We start from the raw sequence: 22,950 nt of genomic DNA on the forward strand, positions 1-22,950 counted from the left end.
CTTGGAGTTACTATAGGGTCAACCCCTAATCATCGGATCGGATCCGGGAGGCAGCAATGCGTATCGGCGAATTGGCCACGGCGGCCGGCACCACGGTCGAAACCGTCAGGTACTACGAAAAGGAAGGACTGCTGCCCGCGCCGGAGCGGGGATTGAACAACTACCGCAGTTACGGGCAGATGCACCTGGAGCGCCTGCGCCTCATCCGCAACTGCCGGGCGCTGGACATGACGCAGGACGAGATCCGCGCCATCCTGTCCGTGGCCGACAACCACCGCACCGGTTGTGGCCCCATCAACCAGCTGTTCGACGAGCACATCTCCCACGTGGACGAGCGCATCGCCGAACTGATGCAGCTGAAATCCCAACTGAGCGAATTGCGCCAGCGCTGCGTGTCGGCGCGCCCGGACACGGACGACTGCGGCATCCTGCACGGCCTGACCGAAATGCAGGTCGAAGAGCGGCAGGAGCGCCATACCCATCTGGGGTGACCGCGCACGGCGCGATGTCCTTGTTGCAGGTCAGGGGATCGGCGATGGGGCGGCCGTCATCGCGTACTATCGGAATCTGTTTTTTCCCATTTGCGCATCGATCAATGACCGTCACCCAGACCGCCACCCCGCTCCACGCCCTGACTTCGCGCCGCTCCTTCAAGTTCCTGCGGGCCCCGGCGCCCAAACCCGACGAACTCGAACAGATCCTGCAGGCCGCCATGGCGGCGCCCGATCATGGCGCGCTGCGCCCGTGGCGCTTCGTCGTGATCCAGGGCGAAGCCATCGGCAAGCTGGCGGACATGGCGCTGGACGCGGTCAAGCGCAGCGGCGATCCGCGCATGACGCCTGAAAAGGAAAAGTCTGTCCGCGAATGGATGGCCGGCGTGCCGTTGTTCATCGCCGTGGCCCAGAAGATCGCCCACGACAACACCAAGATCCCCGAGCAGGAACAGCTTCTGGCCACGGGCTGCTCGGTCATGAACATCCTGAACGCGGTCCACATGCTGGGCTACGCCGCCTTCTGGAGCACCGGCCTGGGCACCTACGTCGAAGACGTGCAGAACGCGCTGGGTCTGGACTCGCTGGATTACCGCTTCCTGGGCTTTCTGGCCGTGGGCACGCCCGCGTGCGCGGTGCCCCCCGCCAAGCGTCCCGACTACCGTGAATTCGTCACGGAATGGACCGGCGCCGCCTGAGGAAAACCCTCAGTCCAATACGGCCCCAAAAGGCCGCGCGGCCCGCTCATCGGCCCTGTCCCCTGTGCTAATCTCGTCAACGGCCTTGCCCATGTATCCCCGGGCGCAGGCCGGCGACGGCAGCGTCCGAGGTCACACGCCTCTGGCAATGCCTTGGTAGGAAGAAAACGCATGACACGATCAAGCGTGGAGACAATACATGAGCCAATATGGGCCGCTGAAGTTGCACGTCCCCGAGCCGACAGGGCGACCGGGTTGCAAGACAGACTTCTCCTATCTGCATCTATCGCCGCCCGGCGAGGTGCCCAAACCCCCCATTGATGTTGCCGCGGTCGACACCGGTCCACTGGCCTACAGCCTGGTCCGGGTCATCGACAATGACGGCCATGCCGTCGGGCCGTGGGCGCCGGAGATCAGCCACGACATGCTGCGCGCCGGCATGCGGGCAATGCTCAAGACCCGCATCTTCGACGGGCGCATGCTGACCGCGCAGCGCAAGAAGAAGATCTCGTTCTACATGCAGAGCCTGGGCGAGGAGGCCATCGGCACCGCCCACGCGATGGCGCTGGAAAAGGGGGACATGTGCTTTCCCACCTATCGCCAGCAAAGCATCCTGCTCTCGCGCGATGTGTCGCTGGTGACGATGATGTGCCAGCTCATGTCCAACGAGCGTGATCCGCTCAAGGGCCGCCAGCTGCCGGTCATGTATTCCGACCGCGAAAACGGCTTTTTCACGATTTCGGGCAACCTGGCCACGCAGTTCATCCAGGCGGTGGGCTGGGCCATGGCGTCGGCCATCAAGGGCGATACCCGCATTGCCTCAGCCTGGATCGGCGACGGCGCCACCGCCGAAGCCGACTTCCACACCGCGTTGACCTTCGCGCACGTTTACCGCGCGCCCGTCATCCTGAACGTGGTCAACAACCAGTGGGCCATTTCCACCTTCCAGGCCATCGCCGGCGGCGAGGGCGCGACCTTCGCGGGCCGTGGCGTGGGCTGCGGCATTGCGTCGCTGCGGGTGGACGGCAACGATTTCCTGGCGGTCTATTCCGCCTCGCGCTGGGCGGCCGAGCGCGCCCGCCGCAACCTGGGCCCGACGCTGATCGAATGGGTGACCTACCGCGCGGGGCCCCACTCAACGTCGGACGATCCCTCCAAGTACCGGCCCGGCGACGACTGGAGCCACTTTCCCCTGGGCGACCCGATCGAGCGCTTCAAGAAACATCTCATCCTGTTGGGTATCTGGTCCGACGCCGAGCACGACGCGGTCCGCGCCGAACTCGACGCCGAGATCCTGGCGGCCCAAAAGGAAGCCGAGAGCTACGGCACCCTGGTGGACGGTCACGTCCCCAGCGCCGCCAGCATTTTTGAAGACGTGTACAAGGACATGCCGGAGCATCTGCGCCGGCAGCGCCAGCAGCTCGGAGTCTGACCATGGCAATCGATAACAACGCTGGTCCGGCCTCGACGCCGATGACCATGATCCAGGCTTTGCGCTCGGCCATGGATGTCATGCTTGAGCGCGACAACAACGTCGTGGTGTTCGGGCAGGACGTGGGTTACTTCGGCGGCGTGTTCCGCTGCACCGAAGGCCTGCAGGCCAAATACGGCAGCTCGCGCGTGTTCGACACCCCCATTTCCGAAGGCGGCATCGTCGGCGTGGCGGTGGGCATGGGCGCCTACGGCCTGCGGCCGGTGTGCGAAATCCAGTTCGCCGACTACTTCTATCCGGCTTCGGACCAGATCGTGTCCGAGGCCGCGCGCCTGCGCTACCGGTCGGTCGGCGAATTCATTGCCCCCATGACCATCCGCATGCCTTGCGGCGGTGGGATCTACGGCGGGCAGACGCACAGCCAGAGTCCCGAGGCAATGTTCACGCAGGTCTGCGGGCTGCGCACGGTGATGCCGTCCAACCCGTATGACGCGAAGGGGCTGTTGATCGCCGCCATCGAGAACGACGATCCGGTGATCTTCCTGGAACCCAAGCGGCTCTACAACGGCCCGTTCGACGGCCACCATGACCGGCCGGTCACGCCGTGGACCGGCCGTCCCGGCAGCGTGGTGCCCACGGGCTACTACACCGTGCCGCTGGAATCGGCGGCCATCGTGCGCCCGGGTTCGGAACTGACGGTGCTGACCTACGGCACCACGGTGCACGTGTCGCTGACCGCGGCCGAGGAAACCGGCATCGACGCCGAGATCATCGACCTGCGCAGCCTGTGGCCGCTGGACCTGGACGCCATCGTCAACTCTGTCAAGAAGACGGGGCGCTGCGTGGTCGTGCACGAGGCCACGCGCACCTGCGGCTTCGGCGCGGAACTGATTTCCCTGGTGCAGGAACACTGCTTCCATCATCTGGAGGCGCCCGTCGAGCGCGTGACCGGTTGGGACACTCCCTATCCGCACGCGCAGGAATGGGCGTACTTCCCCGGCCCGCGCCGGGTCGGCGAAGCGTTCAAACGCGCGATGGAGGCATGACATGGGGATTCATATCATCAAGATGCCCGACATCGGCGAAGGCATCGCAGAGGTCGAGCTGGTGGGCTGGCACGTCAAGGTGGGCGACACGGTCGCCGAGGACCAGCCGCTGGCGGACGTGATGACGGACAAGGCCACGGTCGAGATCCCGTCGCCGGTGGTCGGCAAGGTGATCTCGCTGGGCGGTGATGTTGGCCAGGTGATGGCCGTGGGCGGGGAGCTGATCCGCCTGGAAGTCGAAGGCGAAGGGAATGTGAAGGCGGGCGCTGCTGCGGCGGCCGCGCCGGCGGGGAAAGCGGCTGTGCCTGCGGCTGGCGGAATTGCTGCCGACGGCGCGCAGCGCGCTGGTGGTCCGAGTCTGGTGGAAAGTGGCGTGGCGGCATCGACGCCCGGCGTGTCGACGCCCGGCGCATCGACGCCCGGCGCATCGACGCCCGGCGCATCGGCGCCCGCAACTTCCCCGCCGGCCAAGTCATCATCATCCGCATCAACATCCGCATCTGCCTCTGGCCCCGCGTCGGCGCCGGCCAAGTCGCCAGCCGCCCGCCAATCCGGCGGCGCGCCCGCAGCAGTCCGTCAGCCCGGCGAAAAGCCGCTGGCGTCGCCCGCAGTTCGCAAGCGCGCGTGGGACCTGGGCGTGGAGCTGCGCTACGTGCAGGGCAGCGGCCCGGCAGGGCGCATCCTGCACGAAGACCTGGATGCCTGGCTGCAAGGGCAGGGCGCCGCCAGCAGTGCGCGCGGCGGGTCGGCCTATGTGGAACGCAACGACGAAGACGCCGTGCCCGTCATCGGTCTGCGCAGGAAGATCGCGCAGAAGATGGCCGAGTCCAAGCGCCGCATTCCGCATTTCAGCTACGTCGAGGAAATCGACGTGACCGAGCTCGAAGACCTGCGCGTGCAGTTGAACGCCAAATGGGGCGAGTCGCGCGGCAAGCTGACGCTGCTGCCGCTGCTGGCCCGCGCGATGGTGGTGGCGCTGCGCGATTTCCCGCAGATCAATGCGCGCTACGACGACGAGGCGGGGGTGGTCACGCGCTATGGCGCGGTGCACATCGGCATTGCCACGCAAAGCGACGGCGGCCTGATGGTGCCGGTGATGCGCCACGCCGAGGCGCGCGACCTGTGGTCCATGGCCGCGGAGATCAATCGGCTGGCGCAGGCGGTGCGCAGCGGGTCGGCCGGCCGCGACGAGCTGTCCGGTTCGACCATCACCATCACCAGCCTTGGTCCCTTGGGCGGCATCGTCACCACACCGGTCATCAACCATCCCGAGGTCGGCATCGTGGGCGTGAACCGCATCGTCGAACGCCCCGCCTTCCGCAACGGCACCGTGGTGGCGCGCAAGCTGATGAACCTGTCTTCGTCCTTCGACCACCGCGTGGTGGACGGCATGGACGCGGCGCGCTTCATCCAGGCCGTGCGCGCGCTGCTGGAACAACCCGCGCTGCTTTTCGTGGAGTGAGCATGAGCCAGATCACAAAGACAACGACATTGCTGGTGATCGGCGGCGGCCCCGGCGGCTACGTGGCCGCCATCCGCGCCGGGCAGCTGGGCGTGCCGACCATCCTGGTCGAGGGCGCGCAGCTGGGCGGCACCTGCCTGAACATCGGCTGCATCCCCTCCAAGGCCCTGATCCACGCGGCCGAGGAGTTCGACAAGGCGCGCCACTACGCCGGCGAATCGGCGCTCGGCATTGCCGTGGACACGCCGCGCATCGACATCGCCAAGACGGTGGCCTGGAAAGACGGCATCGTCGGCAAGCTGACGGGGGGCGTGGGCGCGCTGCTCAAGAAAAACGGCGTGGAAGTCGTGCGCGGGTGGGCGACGCTCCTGGACGGCAAGACGGCGGAAGTCGAAACCCCGGATGCGGGGCGCGTGCGCATCCAGTGCGAGCACCTGCTGCTGGCGGCTGGCTCCGAACCCACGCCGCTGCCGTCCATGCCTTTCGGCGGCATGGTGGTGTCGTCCACCGAGGCGCTGTCGCCCGCCAGCATCCCGAAGCAGCTCGTGGTGGTGGGCGGCGGCTACATCGGCCTGGAACTGGGCACCGTGTACCGCAAGCTGGGCGCCGAAGTCGCGGTGGTGGAAGCGCAGGACCGCATCCTGCCGACCTACGACGCCGAGCTCACCAAGCCCGTCTCGGCCGCGCTGGGCAAGATGGGCGTGGCGTTGCACCTGGGCCGCAAGGTGCTGGGGTTGAACGGCAAGGGCGACGCGGTGCGGGTGCAGGACGCCAGTGGCGCCGAAACCCTGCTGCCGGCCGACCGCGTGCTGATCTCGGTGGGACGCCGTCCGCGCACGCAGGGCTGGGGGCTGGAAAGCCTGCAGCTGGACCGCAAGGGCAACGCGCTGCGCATCGACGACCAATGCCGCACGTCCATGCGCGACGTCTGGGCCATTGGCGACATCGCCGGTGAACCGATGCTGGCGCACCGCGCCATGGCGCAGGGCGAGATGGTGGCCGAACTGGTGGCGGGCAAGCGCCGCCACTTCCAGCCAGCCTCCATCCCGGCCGTGTGCTTCACCGACCCCGAGGTCGTGGTGGCGGGCCTGTCGCCGCACGACGCCGAGGCCGCTGGCCTGGATTGCGTGACGGCGTCCTTCCCCTTCGCCGCCAACGGCCGCGCCATGACGCTGGAATCCACCGACGGGTTCGTGCGCGTGGTGGCCCGGCGCGACAACCACCTGATCGTGGGGTGGCAGGCGGTAGGCCGTGCGGTGTCGGAGCTATCGACGGCTTTTGGCCAGTCGTTGGAAATGGGCGCCACGCTGGAAGACGTGGCGGGCACCATCCACGCGCATCCCACGCTGGGCGAGGCGGTCCAGGAGGCGGCGCTCAAGGCGCTGGGGCATGCTTTGCATATCTAGCGGCGCGAGGGCAAGGCGGGCTGGCGCCTAGCGGCGCACGCCCGCTTGCGCCAGCGCCGCCGTGAATCCCTCCAGGGCCGGGTTCCCCTGGTCCCGTAGCGCGGCAAGCACGATCTGCGCTTTTTCGCCCGCGACGTCGCGCAGGGGCAAGAACCGCAGCGAGTCCGGACGCATCCGGCTCAAGGATTGGGGCACGATCGCCGGTCCGACGCCGGCCTCCACCAGCGTCAACAAGGTGGGGATCACACTTTCCTGCGCAATCAGAGGCTTTAACTGCGCACGTGCGAAAAGCCGCTGAATCATGCTGTGGAAATACGGAGAGATATCCTGCCGGTATCCCACCAGTGGGAACGCCAGAAGTTCCTGTAGCGACACGTCGCGCTGGGGCGCCAGCGGGTGATCGTGGCGCAATGCCACGCGCAGGGACTCTTCGTGGACGACCACGGTCTGGATATCGGCGTCCAGCGGGTGCGGGCGCATCAGGGCCACCTCCACGACGCGCGAGCGCAGGGCAGGGTCCATGTCCACCGAGTTCATTTCGCGAAGATCGATCCGTACTTCCGGGTGCGAGTCGCGGTATTGGCTGAGCGCCGACACCAGCGGGGAACTGGCAGCGCTTGGCGTGATGCCGATGACGAGCGAGCCGGTTTCGCCGCGCGCCGTGCGGCGAACCTCACGCAGCATCAGTTGGGTGTCCGCGGAGATCCGCCGCGCCCGTTCGTACATGATCTCGCCTGCGGGCGTCAATTTGACCGAACGTGTCGTGCGCTCGAATAAAGGCACGCCGACCAGCGTTTCGAGCCGCTTGATTTGCTGCGTGAGCGGCGGCTGTGTCATGAACAGTCTTGCCGCCGCCCGGGCGAAATGCAGTTCTTCGGCCAGGGTGCAAAAGAGCACCAACAGCCGTCCATCTAAAAAGATTAATTCCGATTTAGACATAATCATCGCCAAATTACATATTGGACGTAGATTAATTGGTTTCCTAACATTCGGCATCCCAGTTGTTCAGCCGTTTGCCGGAAACCGTCATGCCTGTCGCGCCCTTTCCCTTGTCCGTCCAGGAAATCTCTCGCCGAGTGCGCGAGGGCGTGGCACCGCCGCTGGCGGCCGTGCGCACCAGCTTGGCTGCGATCTGCGAGCGGGACAGCGCCATTCGGGCATGGAGCCATGTTGCGGATCCCGCGGCGCTGGAAGCGATGGAACAAATTGGCGGTCCGTTGGCCGGCGTGCCGATCGGGGTCAAAGATGTGATGGACGTCGCGGACATGCCCACCTGCTTTGGCGTGTCTGCGCTGGCCGGTGGCGCCGCCCGGTTCGACGCATGCTGCGTGGGTATGTTGCGCGCCGCTGGCGCGCTGCCCGTGGGCAAGACCGTGACGGCGGAGTTCGCCTTCAGGACACCTGGCGCCACGCGTAATCCGCACGCGCCAGGCCATACGCCGGGCGGTTCGTCCAGCGGCTCTGCGGCGGCGGTGGCCGCAGGCATGGTGCCCGCCGCGCTGGGAACGCAAACAGGCGGTTCCATGATCCGGCCGGCGGCATTCTGCGGCGTGGTGGGTTTCAAACCCAGCTTTGGCCAGGTGTTCCGCGATGGCATGAAGCTGACATGTGAATCGCTGGACACCATCGGTTGGTATTCGAACACCGTCGAAGATGCGCAGGCGATCGCGCAGGTGCTGATCGCGCACGACGACCTTGGCGCAGTTGACCGACCGTTGACGGTCGCGGTGCAGCTGGACAACCCCAATGCGGCGCTGTGTCTTGAAAGCCAGCGGGAGATCGCGCGGGCGTGCGAGGTATGGCGCGCGCATGGCGTGCGCTGCCAGCCTGTGGACGCCAGCGCGGAGACGGCGCTGCTGCTGCGCGCGCATGACGTGATCATGCACTACGAATTTGCGCGCAGCCTGATGCCGGTGGTAGCGCGAAATGGGGATGTTGTGAGCCCGGCCCTGCGGCAGGCGGTGGCGCACGGTCTGGCCGTCAGCGCGGGAGAGTACCGAGAGATGCTCGCGGTGCAAGCGTCGCTGCGGCATGGCTGGCGCGCGCGCTATGGCGGCGCGGATCTGATCCTGACGCCTAGCACGCCGGGGCCCGCGCCGAAGGGGCTTAGCCATACGGGCGACGGCGTCTACAACAAGATCTGGTCGGTGTTGGGCTGGCCTTGCCTGCACCTGCCGACTGCGTTCAACCAGGCAGGCCTGCCCATCGGCATGCAACTGGTTGGTAATTGGGGAGAGGACCGAAGGTTGCTCGCCCTGGGCCGGAAACTACATCATCTGCTGACTCAGCAAGGGGAATGACATGAGGTTCAAGTTACTGAAGCGCGCTCTGCTGGCGCTGTGCGCGGCCACCGCAATCTCGGGTGGCGCGCGGGCCGCGGGCGAGTATCCCGACCGGCCAGTCAATATTGTTGTGCCCACGGCAGCAGGCGGTACCGTGGACATCGTGGCCCGCATCATGGCGGAGAAACTGGGCCCGGAGCTGGGCCAGCCCGTGATCGTGATCAACAAGCCCGGCGCGGGCGGGGTGGTCGGCACCCAGGCGTTTTTGCGCGAGCCTCAGGACGGCTACACCTTGCTGTTCACCGCGAACAGCAACCAGCTGATCGTGCCCTGGGTCTACAAGGATGCAAAGTTCGATCCCATCAATGATTTCGCGCCGATTGCGGCGGTTGGGGAAGTACCCAATGTCCTATGCGTGAATCCGGCGTTCCCGGCAAAGGACATGAATGCGTTTATGGCGCTGGTCAAGTCCAATCCGGACGTATACCCGTACGCCTCGGCGGGCGCGGGCACGTTGAATCACCTATTGGGTGTCATGCTCAGTGAGCTGGGCGGCTTGCGCATGCAGCATGTCCCGTACCGCGGCGTGTCGCCGGCGATGGCGGACGTCATGGGCAACCAGGTGCCGATGCTGTTCGCCAGCCTGCCATCCGCGTTGGAGAGCATCAAGGCCGGCAAGCTGCGCGCGCTGGGTGTCAGCAGCGCCGAAAGGAATGCGCTGTTGCCCGATGTTCCGGCCATCTCGGAGTTCATTCCCGGCTTTACCGGCGACCTGTGGGTCGCGTTCTATGGTGGAAAGGACATGCCCGAGGCCGCCATCGCGAGGATGCATCAGGCGATCCAGAAGGTCCTGGCCGATCCCGCGCTGAAGAAGAAGTTCGATCAGTTGGGCGTCACGATGATGCAGGATGGCCCCGCTGAACTGGCCGCGCGCCAGCAGGCAGAATTCATGCAATGGAAGCAGATCGTGCAGGCGTCGGGCGCTGCGCCGGACTGATCCCGGCTTCGCGGCAGCCTACCGGCTCCCGTCGATGTAAGGCCGCGCCTGCAGGATCAGGATCTTGTCTGCCTGCACGGCCCATTCGATGTCCTGGTCTCCATTTCCCAAGCGCTTTTTCACCTGCTGTCCCACGGCGGCCAGCCGGGCGACCAGGGCATCATTCAGCACCTGCCGGCCGCCCGCGATGGGCACTTCGCGCACGCCGCCGCCCGCGTCAGCCACGAGCTGCGTGTCCTCGGCGGAACGGCTCAGCACCTGAACCGCCTTGGACCAGCTTGAGTACATGACCTGTTCGGCCTGCCGCTTGCCTTCCACCACCTTGATGCCCAGTCCGCGCTTGGCGGACAGGTAGGTGACGTGGCGGCGCGAGGCGTCGAAGGGATCGCGCGTGATCATGACGCCCGAGCTGTCGGGCGCCGCGGCCCGTTGCACCAGCACCCCCATGACGACGGCGTCCTGCCCGAAGCCCGCCGTGCGGCGCGCCTCGAAAGCCTCGAAGTTGTAGACCGATGCCCATACCGTCTGCACGGCCCGGGCCAGCGCGTCGGGCTGCGTGACGTTCGGCACGGTGGTGTACAGGCCCGCGCCGCTGAAACCCGGCAGGTCTTCGGAATTGGACGAGCTGCGCACGAAGACGCCGTGGCCACCCAACTGCTTTTCCCAGCGGGCGCGCCAGGCGGCCGACAGGGCGGGGTCGGGCGTTGCGTCGACGATGTCCTGGCGCAGCTTGGCCAGTTCGGCGCGCCGCACGTTGGCGTCGCTGGCAAAGTCGGCCCGCTGCGCCAGCGCCGCCACGCGCGCGGGCACTCCCAGCTGGTCCATGAACGCCGCGTATTGGGCAAACGGAATGCAAAATCCATCCGGCACGCTGGCCGCGGGCGGCAGCACGGCCGTCAGCGCGCCCAGGTTCGCCGCCTTGACCCCGCAGTGGCGGCTGTCGCGCGTGGTCATGCCGGACAGCGGCTTTAGGGCGCGCACCGACAGGTCGGGCTTGGGCAGCGAGGCGGCAGCGGAGGGGGTTGCCGCCGTGGCTGGCGACGCGGCCGGCTGCGCGATGCGCTGCACCCGGTAGCCGTTGCTTTCGACGGTCAGCTCGACCCATTGGCCATCATGCTCGCGCAAGGCCGCCACGGCGTCGCGCACGTAGGCATTCGGAATGCGCCAGCCCTTGGCCAGCAGGTTCACGTGGGACAGCAGCGTGGATGGGCGCTGCGTGACCAGGCCCGCCACTGGCGTCAGCGCCACGGGCACCTCGTCCAGCACCACGATGTCGGTGGGCGAGAGGTCAGGCGTTTCATCCACGGCCTTGACGATGCGCAGCCGGCCCTGCGCGCGCCCGGTATTCAGCGGCAAGAAGGTCTGCTCGCGCAGCAGCGCCTCCTGCGTGACGAAGTCCAGCCCGGCCCGCCGTGCGGTCTCTTCCTGCAGCGTGGAATTGCTCTTGAATTTCAGCGGGAGAGGGAACGTGGCCGCGAGCCGCTGCGCCGTCAGGGTCAGCAATTCTGGCGTCAGCAGATCGCCTTCCCAGAACTCATAGGTATAGCCGGGCAGGCTGTTCTGCCAGCTCAGCGTGCCGAACAGCAGACGACGATTGGGATCCTTGTACTGCGCCACCAGCGCGGCCCGGTCGCCGGACAGCAGCCGCCGCTCACGCGCAAAGGTCTCGTGCAGCGCGTACCGCGGCGTGTTGACGTAATAGATGCGGTCGGCGCGCTGGCGGTCGATGACGAACAGCACATGAGGGATTTCCAGCGGCGTGCCGGCGTTATAGACCCGCGCCAGTTGATCGAATTCGGCCCGGGTCTTGATCTGCGCCAGGAACCGCGGGCCTCCCCACCGCGCGTCCTCGGCCTTGCGTGCCTCGACCTCGTCGGGGCGCAGGGGGCGGCCGTTTTCGTACGGGGAGGGTTTGCGGGCGGTTTGGGCTTGGGCGGGCGGCGCGCCGGCGCCAACGAGCAGCGCGGAGACGGCCAGCACGGCCAGCGACATCCGCAGTGGAATAAGGGGCCTGAGCGGCGCGCGCGCGAGGATCATGGTCTCGGGGACAGAGCGGCAAAGGCGCCATCATATCCGGCCCGGGAGCGGGATTGCTGGCTGGGGGCGGAAACAACAAGGCCCCCAAAAAAGGGGGCCTTGCATCCAACGCATCTACGGCAAGCCGAAATCAGCCTTGCGCCGTTTCCGCCAGCACGCGCTGGGCTTCTTCAGCGACGCGTTCGGGGGCCGTGCCGCCCACGTGCTTGCGCGCAGCGACCGAGCCTTCCAGCGTCAGGACCTGGTGCACGTCCTCGGTGATGCTGGGGTGGTAGGCCGTGAGTTCGGCGGTGGACAGGTCGGCCAGGTCGCAGCCGCGCTGTTCGCAGTCACGCACGGCGTGAGCCACGACTTCGTGGGCGTCGCGGAAGGGCACGCCGCGCTTGACCAGGTAGTCGGCCAGATCGGTGGCGGTGGCAAAGCCCTGCAGGGCCGCGGCGCGCATGTTGTCGGCCTTGACCTTGATGCCGCCGGCCATGTCCGCGAAGATCGTCAGCGTGTCGCGCAGCGTGTCGGCCGTGTCGAACAGGCCTTCCTTGTCTTCCTGGTTGTCCTTGTTGTAGGCCAGGGGCTGGCCCTTCATCAGGGTCAGCAGGGCGACCAGGTTGCCGTTAACGCGGCCGGTCTTGCCGCGGGCCAGCTCGGGCACGTCGGGGTTCTTCTTTTGCGGCATGATCGAGCTGCCGGTGCAGAAGCGGTCGGCCAGGTCGATGAAGCCCACGCGCGGGCTCATCCAGAGCACCAGCTCTTCGGACAGGCGCGAGACGTGCGTCATGATGAGCGCGCCGGCGGCGCAGAATTCGATGGCGAAGTCGCGATCGGAGACGGCATCCAGCGAGTTGCGGCACACGCCCTCGAAGCCCAGCGTCTTGGCGACGCGTTCGCGGTCGATGGGGAACGACGTGCCGGCCAGGGCGGCGGCGCCCAGCGGCAGGCGGTTAACGCGGCGGCGGCAGTCGGCCAGGCGCTCGGCGTCGCGGCCGAACATTTCGGCGTAGGCGAGCAGGTGGTGGCCGAAGGTGACGGGCTGGGCGACTTGCAGGTGCGTGAAGCCGGGCATGATGGTGCCGGCGTTTTCCAGGGCGACCGCGGCCAGGGCGTGGCGCAGCTGGCGCAGCAGATCCTGCAGGGTGTCGATTTCGTCACGCAGCCACAGGCGGATGTCGGTGGCGACCTGGTCGTTGCGCGAACGGCCGGTATGCAGGCGCTTGCCCGCATCGCCCACCAGTTCCACGAGGCGCTTTTCGATGTTCAGGTGGACGTCTTCCAGGTCGAGCAGCCACTGGAACGAGCCGGCGTCGATCTCGGACAGGATCTGGGTCATGCCGCGCTGGATGTCGGCCAGATCCTGGGCGCCGATGATGCCCTGGGCGGCCAGCATGTCGGCGTGCGCGAGCGAGCCCTGGATGTCGTGGCGCGCCAGGCGCTTGTCGAAATCCACGGACGCCGTGTAGCGTTTGACGAGTTCGGAAACCGGCTCGGAGAACCGGGCGGACCAGGCCTGCGCCTTGTTGGCGAACTGGTTTTGATCGGAGGAGGGAGTGTTTGCCATGATGGGCAGGATTATAGGGCCTTGCGCCACGCCGGGCGACGGCGGCCGTTATGCGGGGCCGGAACCCGCAGATGGCGCGAGTTGTCGGATAATCCCGGTCAGTTCAAGACCCCGGTTTCAAGACCCCAGTTTCAAGACCCTGTAAAGCGAGTACGGATCCATGCCCCTGGAATGGGAAGAGCTAGTCACCCAAATTGATACCCATATGCCCCGGGAGATCTGGGCGCAGACGCTGATCGGCATCGGCGCGCTCATCCTGACCGCGCTGTTCGTGCAGTGGGTGGTCGCGCGGGTGGTCCTGCTGCTGGCGCACCGGCTGCTCGTGGTCAGCGGCCACGGCGATTGGGACAAGGCGCTGCAGCGCCGCCGCGCGTACCAGAACCTCTGGTACGCGGTGCCGTTTGCGGTGGTTTCCATGGGCATCGACCTGGTGCCCCATGCCGAGCGGGTGGTCACCATCGTGGGCCGGCTGGCGCACGCGGGCGCCTGGATCTGCGTGTTCATCGCGTTTTCGGGCGTGCTGAGCGCCTGGCAGGACACCTATTCGGCCACGACCCGCGCGCAGACCCGGTCCATCAAGGGCTACATCCAGATCGGCAAGCTGATCCTGATGGCGGTATGCACCGTCCTGGTGCTTTCCATCCTGATCGACCGCTCGCCGCTCTGGATGATCTCTGGCCTGGGCGCGCTGTCGGCGGTGCTGCTGCTAGTGTTCAAGGACACGCTCCTGTCGCTGGTGGCCAGCACGCAGCTCACCAGCAACGACATGCTGCGTATCGGCGACTGGATCGAGATGCCGCAATGCAATGCGGACGGCTTCGTCAAGGACATTGCGCTGCACACCGTGAAGGTGCAGAACTGGGACAACACCGTCACCACGGTGCCGACCTACAAGCTGTTCTCGGAAAGCTACCGCAACTACCGGCACATGTTCGAATCCGGCGGCCGGCGCATCAAGCGCACCATCCGCATCGACGCGGCCAGCGTGCGCTTTCTGACCGACGACGAGGCGCAGCGGCTGATGAAGTTCCGGCTGCTGCACGACTATCTGCAAAGCAAGACCCAGGACATCGTCCAGGCCAACCAGACGCTGGGCGAACTGGCCAGCGTGCCGGCCAACCGGCGCCGTCTGACCAACATCGGCACGCTGCGCGCCTATGCGCTGGCCTACCTGAAGCAGAATCCGGAAATCCGCCAGGACATGGCAATGATGGTGCGCATGATGGAGCCCACCTCCGAGGGCATTCCGGTCGAGGTGTATTGCTTTACTGCCGTGACCGCGTGGGTGGAATACGAACGCATCCAGGGCGACGTGTTCGACCATCTGCTGGCGATCCTGCCCGAGCTGGGCCTGCGCCTGTACCAGCAGCCGTCCGGCGCCGACATCGGCGCCATGGGCGGATACCTGCGCGACAGCGCCATCCAGGCGGCGCTGTCGGCCGAGCGCGACCGGCAAGGATCCATGGACGGCAGTCCGGCGCTGCCGTTCGAGCGCGGCCTGACCGACGGCAAGATGCCGCGCCAGGCGGAATAGGGCCCGTGAGATAATCCGGCCGTTGATTCCCGGGCCTCCAGCCCCCCCGGCGCACCCCTCCACGTCGCAATCTCCAGGCGAACCTCCCAGGCGAAATCCCCGATGTCGAATCCGTTCTTCAACCTGTATTCCCACGGCTTCGCCCGGGTCGCGGTCGGCGTGCCCGAGTGCCGGGTGGCCGATCCCGCGTTCAATGCCGCCCAGACCATCGCGCTGGCGCAGCAGGCTGCCCAAGGCGGCGCGGTGCTGGCGGCTTTCCCGGAACTGGGCCTGTCGGCCTACACCTGCGACGACCTCTTTCACCAGAAGGCCCTCTTGGACGCCTGCGAGGCGGCGCTGGCTCAGGTGGTCGAGGCGACCGCCGACCTGGATATCGCAATCGTCGTGGGGGCGCCGCTGCGGGTGGCGCACCAGTTGTTCAACTGCGCGGTGGTGGCGGCCGGCGGGCGCGTGCTTGGCGTCGTGCCCAAGACATATCTGCCGAATTACGGCGAGTTCTACGAAGCCCGCCAGTTCAGCGCGGCCGACTGCGCCATCGGCACGCAGATCGACCTGCTGGGCCAGACGGTGCCGTTCGGGTCCGAGCTGCTGTTCCAGATGGAAAAGCTGCCGCTGTTCCAGTTCCACGTTGAAATCTGCGAAGACGTCTGGGTGCCCATTCCCCCGTCGTCCTATGCCGCGCTGGCCGGCGCCACGGTGCTGGTCAACCTGTCGGCCTCCAATATCGTCGTCGGCAAGTCCGCATACCGTCACCAGCTCGTGTCGCAGCAGTCGGCGCGCTGCCTGTCGGCCTATATGTACACCTCGGCCGGCCGGGGCGAGTCGTCGACGGATCTGGCCTGGGATGGGCAGGCGCTCATTTACGAAAACGGCGAGCTGCTGGCCGAATCCGAACGCTTCCTGAACCATTCCCACCTGCTGTTCTCGGATGTCGACCTGGAACGCCTGTCGCGCGAACGCATGCGCCAGAGCACCTTCGGCCAGTCCGTGCGCCGCCACGCGGACGAAGTCCGCCGGTTCCGCCGCGTGCCGGTGCCGGTGAATCCGCCGCTGGAGGACGCCGAACTGGCGCTGGAACGGCGCGTGGCGCGCTTTCCCTATGTGCCGGCCGACCCGCAGCGCCGCGACGCGCGCTGCAAGGAGGTCTACAACATCCAGGTGCAGGCGCTGGCGCAGCGCTTGTCGGCCAGCGGCATGAAGAAGGTGGTCATCGGCATTTCGGGCGGGCTGGACTCCACGCATGCGCTGCTGGTGTGCGCCAAGGCCATGGACGCCCTGGACCTGCCGCGCTCGAACATCCTGGCGGTCACGATGCCGGGTTTTGCCACCAGCACCCGCACGCTGCAGCAGGCGCGCCGCCTGATGGCGGTGGTGGGCTGCACGGCCTCCGAAATCGACATCCGCCCCAGCTGCCTGCAGATGCTCAAGGACCTGGGCCATCCCTACGCCAACGGCGAGCCGGTCTATGACATCACCTTCGAGAACGTCCAGGCGGGCGAGCGCACCAACCACCTGTTCCGGCTGGCCAATTTCAGCAACGCCATCGTCATCGGCACGGGCGACCTGAGCGAGCTTGCACTGGGTTGGTGCACGTACGGCGTGGGCGACCACATGTCGCATTACAGCGTCAACGCCAGCGTGCCCAAGACGTTGATCACGCACCTGGTGCGCTGGGTAGCCGAATCGGGCCGGCTGGGCGACGAGGGCGCACAGGTGCTGCTGGACGTGCTGGGCACCGACGTCAGCCCCGAGCTGGTGCCGGGCGGCGCGGACGACAAGCCCGAGCAAAAGAGCGAGGCCTCGATCGGCCCTTACGAGCTGCAGGACTTCAACCTGTACTACACGCTGCGCTACGGCTTTGCGCCGACCAAGGTGGCCTTCCTGTCGTGGACGGCCTGGCGCGACCGCGAGGCGGGCGCGTGGCCCGAGGCCGGCCACGTCGTGCGCAACGAATACGATCTGGCCGCCATCAAACGCAATCTGAAGATCTTCCTGGACAAGTTCTTCCGGACCAGCCAGTTCAAGCGCACCTGCATCCCGAACGCGCCCAAGGTGGGTTCCGGCGGCTCGCTGTCGCCGCGCGGCGACTGGCGCGCGCCCAGCGACTCCGAGTCCGTGGTGTGGATGCGCGAGGCCGACCAGATTCCCGACGAGGCGCCCCAAAGCTGACGGCGGCGCCGCGCACCACATTGGGGCGGCGGCAGAAAATTCGCGGGCGCCGCGTGGCGACCGCGCGGTGTTATTCTCTGTCCATTGCGCCCGGCGCCCGCCTGTGTCACAAGACAGCGGGCCGCGCGGCAGGGCGACGCACCACATCAAAAACCCAGGACGACCAACGTGAAACAAGTCACCGCCATCATCAAACCCTTCAAGCTCGACGAAGTCCGCGAGGCGCTGGCGGAAGTCGGCGTCAGCGGCCTGACGGTCACCGAAGTCAAGGGTTTCGGCCGCCAGAAGGGCCACACCGAACTCTATCGCGGCGCCGAATACGTGGTGGACTTCCTGCCCAAGATCCGCGTCGAAGTCGTGCTGCCCGACGACCAGGTCGAAGCCGCCATCGAAGCCGTCGTCAAGGCTGCCCGCACCGGCAAGATCGGCGACGGCAAGATCTTCGTGACGCCGGTGGAACAGGCCATCCGCATCCGCACCGGCGAGAGCGACGAAGAGGCGCTCTGATCCGCATCTTTCTCGGGCCGCGCCAACACGCGGCCCGTATTCCCCAGGCCTGCCGTCTGGCGGCCCGCGTTCCTACCTGATCAACTGGTTCATCTCCAGAATCGGCATCATCACCGCCAGCACGATCAAGAGGACGAATCCCCCCATCAGCAGTATCAGCGCCGGCTCCAGCAGGGCCGTCATCGCCATCGCGCGCCGCTCCAGGTCGCGCGACAGGTTCTGCGCGCCCCGGTCCAGCAGTTCGGGCAACCGCCCGGTCTTCTCGCCGCTGGCGATCAGGTGCACCAGCAGCGACGGAAAGACCTTTTGCGCGCCCAGCGACGATGACAGCGCCGCGCCCTCGCGCACGCGCGCCGCGGCCTCGTCGACCGCCAGGCGCAGCACGTCGTTGCTGAGCGTGCGCCGCGCGGCTTCCAGCGCGGTCAGAAGGGCCACGCCGCTGCCGCTCAGGATCGCGAGGGTGGACGCAAAGCGCGCGGCGTTCACGCCCAGCACGAAGCGGCCGGCCAGCGGCAGCCGCAGCACGCGCGCGTGCCAGGCCCGCCGCGCGGCCGGCGCGCGCAGCGCGTAGCGCCACAAGGCGATGGCCGCCACGACTGCAATGCCCGTGACCGCGCCCCATTCGCGCACGTAGTCCGACAGCCCCAGCATCACGCGCGTGAGCATCGGCAATTCCTGCTTGGCCTGGCTGAAGGCGGACACCACCTGCGGCACCACATAGCCCAGCAGGAAGATCACGATGACCACCGATACGCTGGCCACCACCGCCGGGTAGATGAAGGCCGTCATGACCTTGCTGCGCAAGGTGTTGCGTTCCTCGATGTAGTCGGCCAGCTTTTCCATCACCTGCGCCAGGTTGCCCGATTCCTCGCCCGCGCCGATCAGCGCGCGATAGATTTCGGGAAAGTCGCGCGGCCGCGAGGCCAGCGCCGCCGACAGGCGATGGCCGGCGCGCACGTCGTCGCGCACGCCGCCCAACGTGGCGGCAATGTGTTTTTTCTCGGCCTGTTCCAGCGTGGCGCTAAGCGCCGCATCCAATGGCAGGCGAGCGGCCAGGAGGCTGGCGAGCTGGCGCGTCAGCCACGCCAGATCGGCGTCCGACAGACGCGCGCGCAGCGCCGCGCCCATGCCTTCGGCGCGCGCCGCCAGCGCGGTCGACAAGGGCAACAAACCGCGGCCGCGCAACTGGTTCCGGGCGCCGCGTTCGGAGTCGGCATCGATCGTGCCGCGCACGATTTTTCCGAGCGCGTCGGTGGCTTCATAGCGATAGGAAGGCATGGCTGTAATAAAGCGGAAGCACCTGCCGAAATCGCCAAGAGCCCCGAATTTAAAGGGTTTCCAGCCCGTCACCTTGCCTATGAAATATGACCGGGATGTTGCAGTCACACCCCGTATACTCCGACGCGCTTTCCCGTTTTTCCAAACGATTTCACGTCTCGGGCACCTATCTCGTCATGCGTCACATCGCGCAATTCAGCCTTGCATTCCTGCTTGCCGCAAGTCAACTCGGACCCGCCGCCGGCACGGCTCACGCACAACAGGCGGACAACCGCGTCAGCCTGAACTTCGTCGACACGGACATCCCCGCCGTGTTGCGCGCGCTGTCCCTGTTCACGCAGCGCAACTTCCTGGTGGACCCCCGCGTCAAGGGCAAGCTCACCCTGGTTTCGGATCGTCCTGTCGATAGCGCGCAGGCGCTGTCCATGCTGACCGGCGCATTGCGGCTGCAAGGGTTTGCCATCGTCGACGTGGACGGCGTGACGCGCGTCGTGCCCGAGGCCGATGCCAAGCTGCAAGGCAGCGCCGTTGTGGGCGGAGCGGGACCGGCAGGCGCCAAGCCTGCGGCTGGCGCGCCGGCCGCGGCGGGCAGGGCGCCCGTGCCCGTGTCGGCCTTTGCCAAAGGCGGGGGCAACAGCGGCGAAATGCTGACGCGGGTGTTCCCGCTGAAGTACGAGAACGCCGCGAACCTAGTGCCGGTGCTGCGCCCGATGGTGCCGCCGAACAACCCGATCAACGCGTACCCCGGCAACAACACGCTGGTCGTGACGGATTACGCGGACAACCTGGAGCGCATCGCCGCGGTCATCGCGCGCATCGACGTGCCCAGTTCGATGGACACGGACGTGGTGCCGGTGCAATCGGCCATTGCGACGGACATCGCCATCCTGGCTTCACAGCTGCTCGACACGCAAAGCAGCGACCCCACGCAGCGCATCGCGGTCGTGGCGGATCCGCGCAGCAACAGCGTGCTGGTGCGTTCGGGCAGCCCGGCGCGCACGCGCCTGGCGCGCGAACTGATCCAGAAGCTGGACGCGCAGCAGAACCGCGCGGGCAATCTGCATGTGGTGTACATGCGCAACGCGCAGGCCACGCGCATTGCCGAGGTGCTGGGCGGGCTGCTAACGGGCCAGGCAAATTCGGCGCCGGGCGCCGCGCCGGGCGCCAGCAGCAGCACCGGCGGCGCGCAGGGCGGCGCACGCGCGCAGAACACGGCCAGCAGCGCGGGGACGCAGGCAGGCATGGGCATGTCCAGCCAGTCGGGCTCGTCGCGCAGTGGCCTGTCGGGCGAACAGGAGCGCATCGCGCGCGAAGACAATTCGACGCAGGCGGTGTCGTATTCCGCGGGCGGCGCAACCATCCAGGCAGACCCGGCCACCAACTCGCTCATCATCTCCGCGCCCGAGCCGCTGTACCGCAGCCTGCGTGAAGTGATCGACCAGCTTGACCAGCGCCGCGCGCAGGTGCTGGTGGAAAGCCTGATCGTGGAAGTCAGCGAAGAGAAGGCCGCCGAATTCGGCATCCAGTGGATGACCGGCGCGGGCAACATCAACGGCAATGGCACCAGTTTCATCGGCGGCACGAACCTGGGCGGCAGCGGCATCACCGGCAACGGACCGACCTCGATCGACGCGCTGGGCAGCGGCTTGAGCCTGGGCGTGGTCAAGGGCACGGTCGACGTGCTGGGCAACGAGGTCATCAACCTGGGCGTGCTGGCGCGCGCCATGCAGAACACGGGCGAGGCCAACATCCTGTCCACGCCCAACCTGCTGACGCTGGACAACCAGTCGGCCAGCATCCTGGTCGGCAAGACGGTGCCGTTCGTGACGGGCCAGTACGTGACCTCGGGCAGCAATGGCAGCTCCAATCCGTTCCAGACCATCGAACGCGAGGACGTGGGCCTGAAACTGAACATCCGGCCGCAGATTTCCGAAGGCGGCTCGGTCAAGCTGGACATCTACCAGGAAGTCAGCAGCATCGACGAAAGCCGCTCGAACGCCACCACCGGCATCGTCACCAACAAGCGCGCCATCGACACCAGCGTGCTGATCGACGATGGCCAGATCATCGTGCTGGGCGGCCTGCTGGAAGACAACGTGACGCTCACGTCCAACGCGGTGCCGGGACTGAGTTCGTTGCCCGTGATCGGTTCGCTGTTCCGCTACGACACGCGCAAGCGCACCAAGACCAACCTGATGGTGTTCCTGCGCCCGTACGTGGTGCGCGACGCCAACCGCAGCGCCAGCGTCACGATGGACCGCTACGACTACATGCGGCGCGCGCAGGGCGCGGTGCAGCCGCGCGACCACTGGGCGCTGCCGGACATGCAGGCGCCGATGCTGCCGCTGCCGGGCTCAGCCCCGTCGGTGTCGAACAACGCCTACGATTTGCGGCCCGAGCAGCAGGCGGCCACGCTGCGCCGTCCGCCGCCGGCCACGGTCGAGACCTTTGCGGTGCGCCAGTATCCCGGCACGCCGCCCGCACCCGCCCAGCAACCCATCCGCGCGCCGCGGCCCGTCATGATGACGGTGGCGGTGGACCCCGAGAAGCTGCTATGAGCGCGCATCCCTTACCGTACGCCTGGGCCCGCGCGCAGCGCGCGGTGCTGTCGCTGCGCGGGGGGCAGGCGCAGTTGACGGTCAGTCCGCGCACGCCGGAATGGGCCGTGCGCGAGATCCGGCGCTGCCACGGCGACATCGGCCTGACGCGAATCGACGACGAGGCGCTGGAGACGCTGCTGACCGCGGCCTACAGCCACTCGGAAGACGCGGCGTCGGTCATGGGCGTGGCGGAGAACGAGATCGACCTGGACCGGCTGATGCAGGACATGCCCGAAGTGGCGGACCTGCTGGAAGCGCAGGACGATGCGCCCGTGATCCGCATGATCAACGCGCTGTTCGCGCAGGCCGCGCGCGATGGCGCCAGCGATATCCATATCGAACCCTTCGAAACGCATTCCGTGGTGCGCTACCGCGTGGACGGCACGCTGCGCGACGTGGTGTCGCCGCGCAAGGCGTTGCACGCCGCGCTGATTTCACGCATCAAGATCATGGCGCACCTGGACATCGCCGAAAAGCGCCTGCCGCAGGATGGCCGCATCGCGCTGCGCGTGGGCGGGCGTCCCATCGACGTGCGCGTGTCCACGTTGCCGACCGGGCATGGCGAGCGCGCCGTGCTGCGCTTGCTGGACAAGGAGGCCGGCCGGCTGCAACTGGAAAAGCTCGGCATGAGCCCGGGCGTTCTGTCGCAGCTGGACCGTCTGATCCGCCAGCCGCACGGCATCGTCCTGGTGACCGGCCCGACCGGCAGCGGCAAGACCACGACGCTATATGCGGCGCTGAGCCGTCTGGACGCCTCCACCAGCAACATCCTGACGGTGGAAGATCCCATCGAATACGACCTGGCCGGCATCAGCCAGACGCAGGTCAACGCCAAGATCGACATGAGCTTTGCGCTCGCCCTGCGCGCCATCCTGCGCCAGGACCCGGACGTCATCATGATCGGCGAAATCCGCGACCTGGAAACCGCGCAGATCGCGGTGCAGGCTTCGCTGACTGGTCACCTGGTGCTGGCCACGTTGCACACCAACGATGCCGTGTCGGCCGTCACGCGCCTGACCGACATGGGCGTCGAACCCTTTCTGCTGGCGTCGTCGCTGCTGGGCGTGCTGGCGCAGCGGCTGGTGCGCAAGCTATGCCCGGCGTGCAAGTCGCCCTCGATGCTGGACGGCGTGCAGGTCTTTCACCCCGTGGGCTGCGAGGCCTGCAACCACACCGGCTACAGCGGCCGCTCCGGCATCCACGAGCTCTTCACGGTGGACGACGAGGCCCGCCGCCTGATCCACGAAGGCCGCGACGAACGCGAACTGCGCCGCGCCGCAGCGGCCGCCGGCATGCGCAGCATGCGCGAAGACGGCCAGCGGTGGGTGGACGCGGGGCAGACGTCGCCGGAGGAAATCCTGCGCGTCACGCGCGACGCGTAGCCCGCGGCCGTTTGCGCTGGGTGTCTGACACCTCATGCGTCCTACAAACTCTGGTCGGTGTCTGACACCCAGGTCTG

At 67.1% G+C, this 22,950-nt stretch carries 17 protein-coding genes; 13 read left to right on the plus strand and 4 right to left on the minus strand.

All coding sequences use genetic code 11. The features are described 5' to 3' along the window. Nucleotides 1-56: 56 nt before the first annotated feature. The 6 genes from cadR (at nucleotide 57) to lpdA (ending at nucleotide 6,535) form a co-directional block, all read left to right on the plus strand. Entirely contained in the window at nucleotides 57-491 is a 435-nt protein-coding gene (gene cadR / locus LN047_RS10645) for a Cd(II)/Pb(II)-responsive transcriptional regulator (RefSeq protein ID WP_056316368.1), read from the plus strand. Between the two features lie 104 nt (nucleotides 492-595). Beyond that, nucleotides 596-1,189, plus strand: a complete 594-nt coding sequence (locus LN047_RS10650) for a nitroreductase (protein WP_056316369.1) — start codon at nucleotides 596-598, stop codon at nucleotides 1,187-1,189. 199 nt (nucleotides 1,190-1,388) lie between these two features. Beyond that, nucleotides 1,389-2,621 (plus strand): 3-methyl-2-oxobutanoate dehydrogenase (2-methylpropanoyl-transferring) subunit alpha, encoded by a 1,233-nt coding sequence (locus tag LN047_RS10655; RefSeq protein WP_056316373.1) that lies wholly within the window; start codon nucleotides 1,389-1,391, stop codon nucleotides 2,619-2,621. Between the two features lie 2 nt (nucleotides 2,622-2,623). Continuing rightward, nucleotides 2,624-3,667 carry an alpha-ketoacid dehydrogenase subunit beta gene (locus LN047_RS10660; protein WP_373981719.1) on the plus strand — a complete coding sequence of 348 codons (1,044 nt, stop codon included), beginning with the start codon at nucleotides 2,624-2,626 and terminating at the stop codon, nucleotides 3,665-3,667. A gap of 1 nt (nucleotide 3,668) precedes the next feature. After that, nucleotides 3,669-5,129 (plus strand): dihydrolipoamide acetyltransferase family protein, encoded by a 1,461-nt coding sequence (locus LN047_RS10665; RefSeq protein ID WP_373981720.1) that lies wholly within the window; start codon nucleotides 3,669-3,671, stop codon nucleotides 5,127-5,129. Nucleotides 5,130-5,131: 2 nt separating this feature from the next. Continuing rightward, nucleotides 5,132-6,535, plus strand: a complete 1,404-nt coding sequence (lpdA, locus tag LN047_RS10670) for a dihydrolipoyl dehydrogenase (protein ID WP_373981721.1) — start codon at nucleotides 5,132-5,134, stop codon at nucleotides 6,533-6,535. A 27-nt stretch (nucleotides 6,536-6,562) separates the two neighbouring features. Here the strand turns inward: lpdA and LN047_RS10675 are convergent, their stop codons facing one another. Further along, nucleotides 6,563-7,474, minus strand: coding sequence for a LysR substrate-binding domain-containing protein (locus tag LN047_RS10675; RefSeq protein ID WP_253857007.1), 912 nt, complete (start codon nucleotides 7,472-7,474; stop codon nucleotides 6,563-6,565). A gap of 89 nt (nucleotides 7,475-7,563) precedes the next feature. Here LN047_RS10675 and LN047_RS10680 point away from each other — a divergent pair, with 89 nt between their 5' ends. Beyond that, on the plus strand, nucleotides 7,564-8,835 hold the full coding sequence (locus LN047_RS10680) for an amidase (protein ID WP_373981722.1): 1,272 nt from the start codon (nucleotides 7,564-7,566) through the stop codon (nucleotides 8,833-8,835). Nucleotide 8,836: 1 nt separating this feature from the next. After that, nucleotides 8,837-9,814, plus strand: coding sequence for a Bug family tripartite tricarboxylate transporter substrate binding protein (locus tag LN047_RS10685; protein ID WP_373981723.1), 978 nt, complete (start codon nucleotides 8,837-8,839; stop codon nucleotides 9,812-9,814). A gap of 18 nt (nucleotides 9,815-9,832) precedes the next feature. Here the strand turns inward: LN047_RS10685 and LN047_RS10690 are convergent, their stop codons facing one another. Together LN047_RS10690 and argH are read right to left on the minus strand one after the other, a co-directional pair. Beyond that, nucleotides 9,833-11,851 carry a PEP/pyruvate-binding domain-containing protein gene (locus LN047_RS10690; RefSeq protein ID WP_373981724.1) on the minus strand — a complete coding sequence of 673 codons (2,019 nt, stop codon included), beginning with the start codon at nucleotides 11,849-11,851 and terminating at the stop codon, nucleotides 9,833-9,835. A gap of 130 nt (nucleotides 11,852-11,981) precedes the next feature. Next, nucleotides 11,982-13,403, minus strand: coding sequence for an argininosuccinate lyase (gene argH, locus LN047_RS10695; RefSeq protein WP_373981725.1), 1,422 nt, complete (start codon nucleotides 13,401-13,403; stop codon nucleotides 11,982-11,984). 160 nt (nucleotides 13,404-13,563) lie between these two features. Here argH and LN047_RS10700 point away from each other — a divergent pair, with 160 nt between their 5' ends. From LN047_RS10700 to LN047_RS10710, 3 genes are all read left to right on the plus strand, one after another. Then, nucleotides 13,564-14,937: a mechanosensitive ion channel family protein gene (locus tag LN047_RS10700; RefSeq protein ID WP_152384131.1), complete on the plus strand. Its 1,374-nt coding sequence runs from the start codon at nucleotides 13,564-13,566 to the stop codon at nucleotides 14,935-14,937. Nucleotides 14,938-15,039: 102 nt separating this feature from the next. Beyond that, entirely contained in the window at nucleotides 15,040-17,106 is a 2,067-nt protein-coding gene (locus tag LN047_RS10705; RefSeq protein ID WP_253856998.1) for an NAD(+) synthase, read from the plus strand. A gap of 168 nt (nucleotides 17,107-17,274) precedes the next feature. Further along, the gene (locus LN047_RS10710; RefSeq protein WP_006386376.1) at nucleotides 17,275-17,613 is read left to right on the plus strand and encodes a P-II family nitrogen regulator; all 339 of its coding nucleotides are present in this window, start codon (nucleotides 17,275-17,277) and stop codon (nucleotides 17,611-17,613) included. Nucleotides 17,614-17,685: 72 nt separating this feature from the next. Here LN047_RS10710 and gspF read toward each other — a convergent pair whose 3' ends face one another. After that, entirely contained in the window at nucleotides 17,686-18,891 is a 1,206-nt protein-coding gene (gene gspF, locus LN047_RS10715; RefSeq protein ID WP_373981726.1) for a type II secretion system inner membrane protein GspF, read from the minus strand. A gap of 176 nt (nucleotides 18,892-19,067) precedes the next feature. Here gspF and gspD point away from each other — a divergent pair, with 176 nt between their 5' ends. Both gspD and gspE read left to right on the plus strand, forming a co-directional pair. Continuing rightward, nucleotides 19,068-21,449 (plus strand): type II secretion system secretin GspD, encoded by a 2,382-nt coding sequence (gene gspD / locus LN047_RS10720; protein WP_373981727.1) that lies wholly within the window; start codon nucleotides 19,068-19,070, stop codon nucleotides 21,447-21,449. Further along, nucleotides 21,446-22,873: a type II secretion system ATPase GspE gene (gspE, locus tag LN047_RS10725; protein WP_062840860.1), complete on the plus strand. Its 1,428-nt coding sequence runs from the start codon at nucleotides 21,446-21,448 to the stop codon at nucleotides 22,871-22,873. Before gspD ends, gspE begins: the two co-directional genes overlap by 4 nt. Nucleotides 22,874-22,950: the final 77 nt, after the last annotated feature.

The sequence above is a fragment of the Achromobacter sp. JD417 genome (assembly GCF_041879325.1).
Taxonomy (GTDB): domain Bacteria; phylum Pseudomonadota; class Gammaproteobacteria; order Burkholderiales; family Burkholderiaceae_B; genus Achromobacter; species Achromobacter mucicolens.

Excerpts from the sequence above, each read along its gene's own strand:
- cadR (WP_056316368.1), top strand. The coding sequence starts at position 57 with ATGCGTATCGGCGAATTGGCCACGGCGGCCGGCACCACGGTCGAAACC.
- LN047_RS10650 (WP_056316369.1), top strand. The coding sequence starts at position 596 with ATGACCGTCACCCAGACCGCCACCCCGCTCCACGCCCTGACTTCGCGC.
- LN047_RS10655 (WP_056316373.1), top strand. The coding sequence starts at position 1,389 with ATGAGCCAATATGGGCCGCTGAAGTTGCACGTCCCCGAGCCGACAGGG.
- LN047_RS10660 (WP_373981719.1), top strand. The coding sequence starts at position 2,624 with ATGGCAATCGATAACAACGCTGGTCCGGCCTCGACGCCGATGACCATG.
- LN047_RS10665 (WP_373981720.1), top strand. The coding sequence starts at position 3,669 with ATGGGGATTCATATCATCAAGATGCCCGACATCGGCGAAGGCATCGCA.
- lpdA (WP_373981721.1), top strand. The coding sequence starts at position 5,132 with ATGAGCCAGATCACAAAGACAACGACATTGCTGGTGATCGGCGGCGGC.
- LN047_RS10675 (WP_253857007.1), bottom strand. The coding sequence starts at position 7,474 with ATGTCTAAATCGGAATTAATCTTTTTAGATGGACGGCTGTTGGTGCTC.
- LN047_RS10680 (WP_373981722.1), top strand. The coding sequence starts at position 7,564 with ATGCCTGTCGCGCCCTTTCCCTTGTCCGTCCAGGAAATCTCTCGCCGA.
- LN047_RS10685 (WP_373981723.1), top strand. The coding sequence starts at position 8,837 with ATGAGGTTCAAGTTACTGAAGCGCGCTCTGCTGGCGCTGTGCGCGGCC.
- LN047_RS10690 (WP_373981724.1), bottom strand. The coding sequence starts at position 11,851 with ATGATCCTCGCGCGCGCGCCGCTCAGGCCCCTTATTCCACTGCGGATG.
- argH (WP_373981725.1), bottom strand. The coding sequence starts at position 13,403 with ATGGCAAACACTCCCTCCTCCGATCAAAACCAGTTCGCCAACAAGGCG.
- LN047_RS10700 (WP_152384131.1), top strand. The coding sequence starts at position 13,564 with ATGCCCCTGGAATGGGAAGAGCTAGTCACCCAAATTGATACCCATATG.
- LN047_RS10705 (WP_253856998.1), top strand. The coding sequence starts at position 15,040 with ATGTCGAATCCGTTCTTCAACCTGTATTCCCACGGCTTCGCCCGGGTC.
- gspF (WP_373981726.1), bottom strand. The coding sequence starts at position 18,891 with ATGCCTTCCTATCGCTATGAAGCCACCGACGCGCTCGGAAAAATCGTG.
- gspD (WP_373981727.1), top strand. The coding sequence starts at position 19,068 with ATGCGTCACATCGCGCAATTCAGCCTTGCATTCCTGCTTGCCGCAAGT.
- gspE (WP_062840860.1), top strand. The coding sequence starts at position 21,446 with ATGAGCGCGCATCCCTTACCGTACGCCTGGGCCCGCGCGCAGCGCGCG.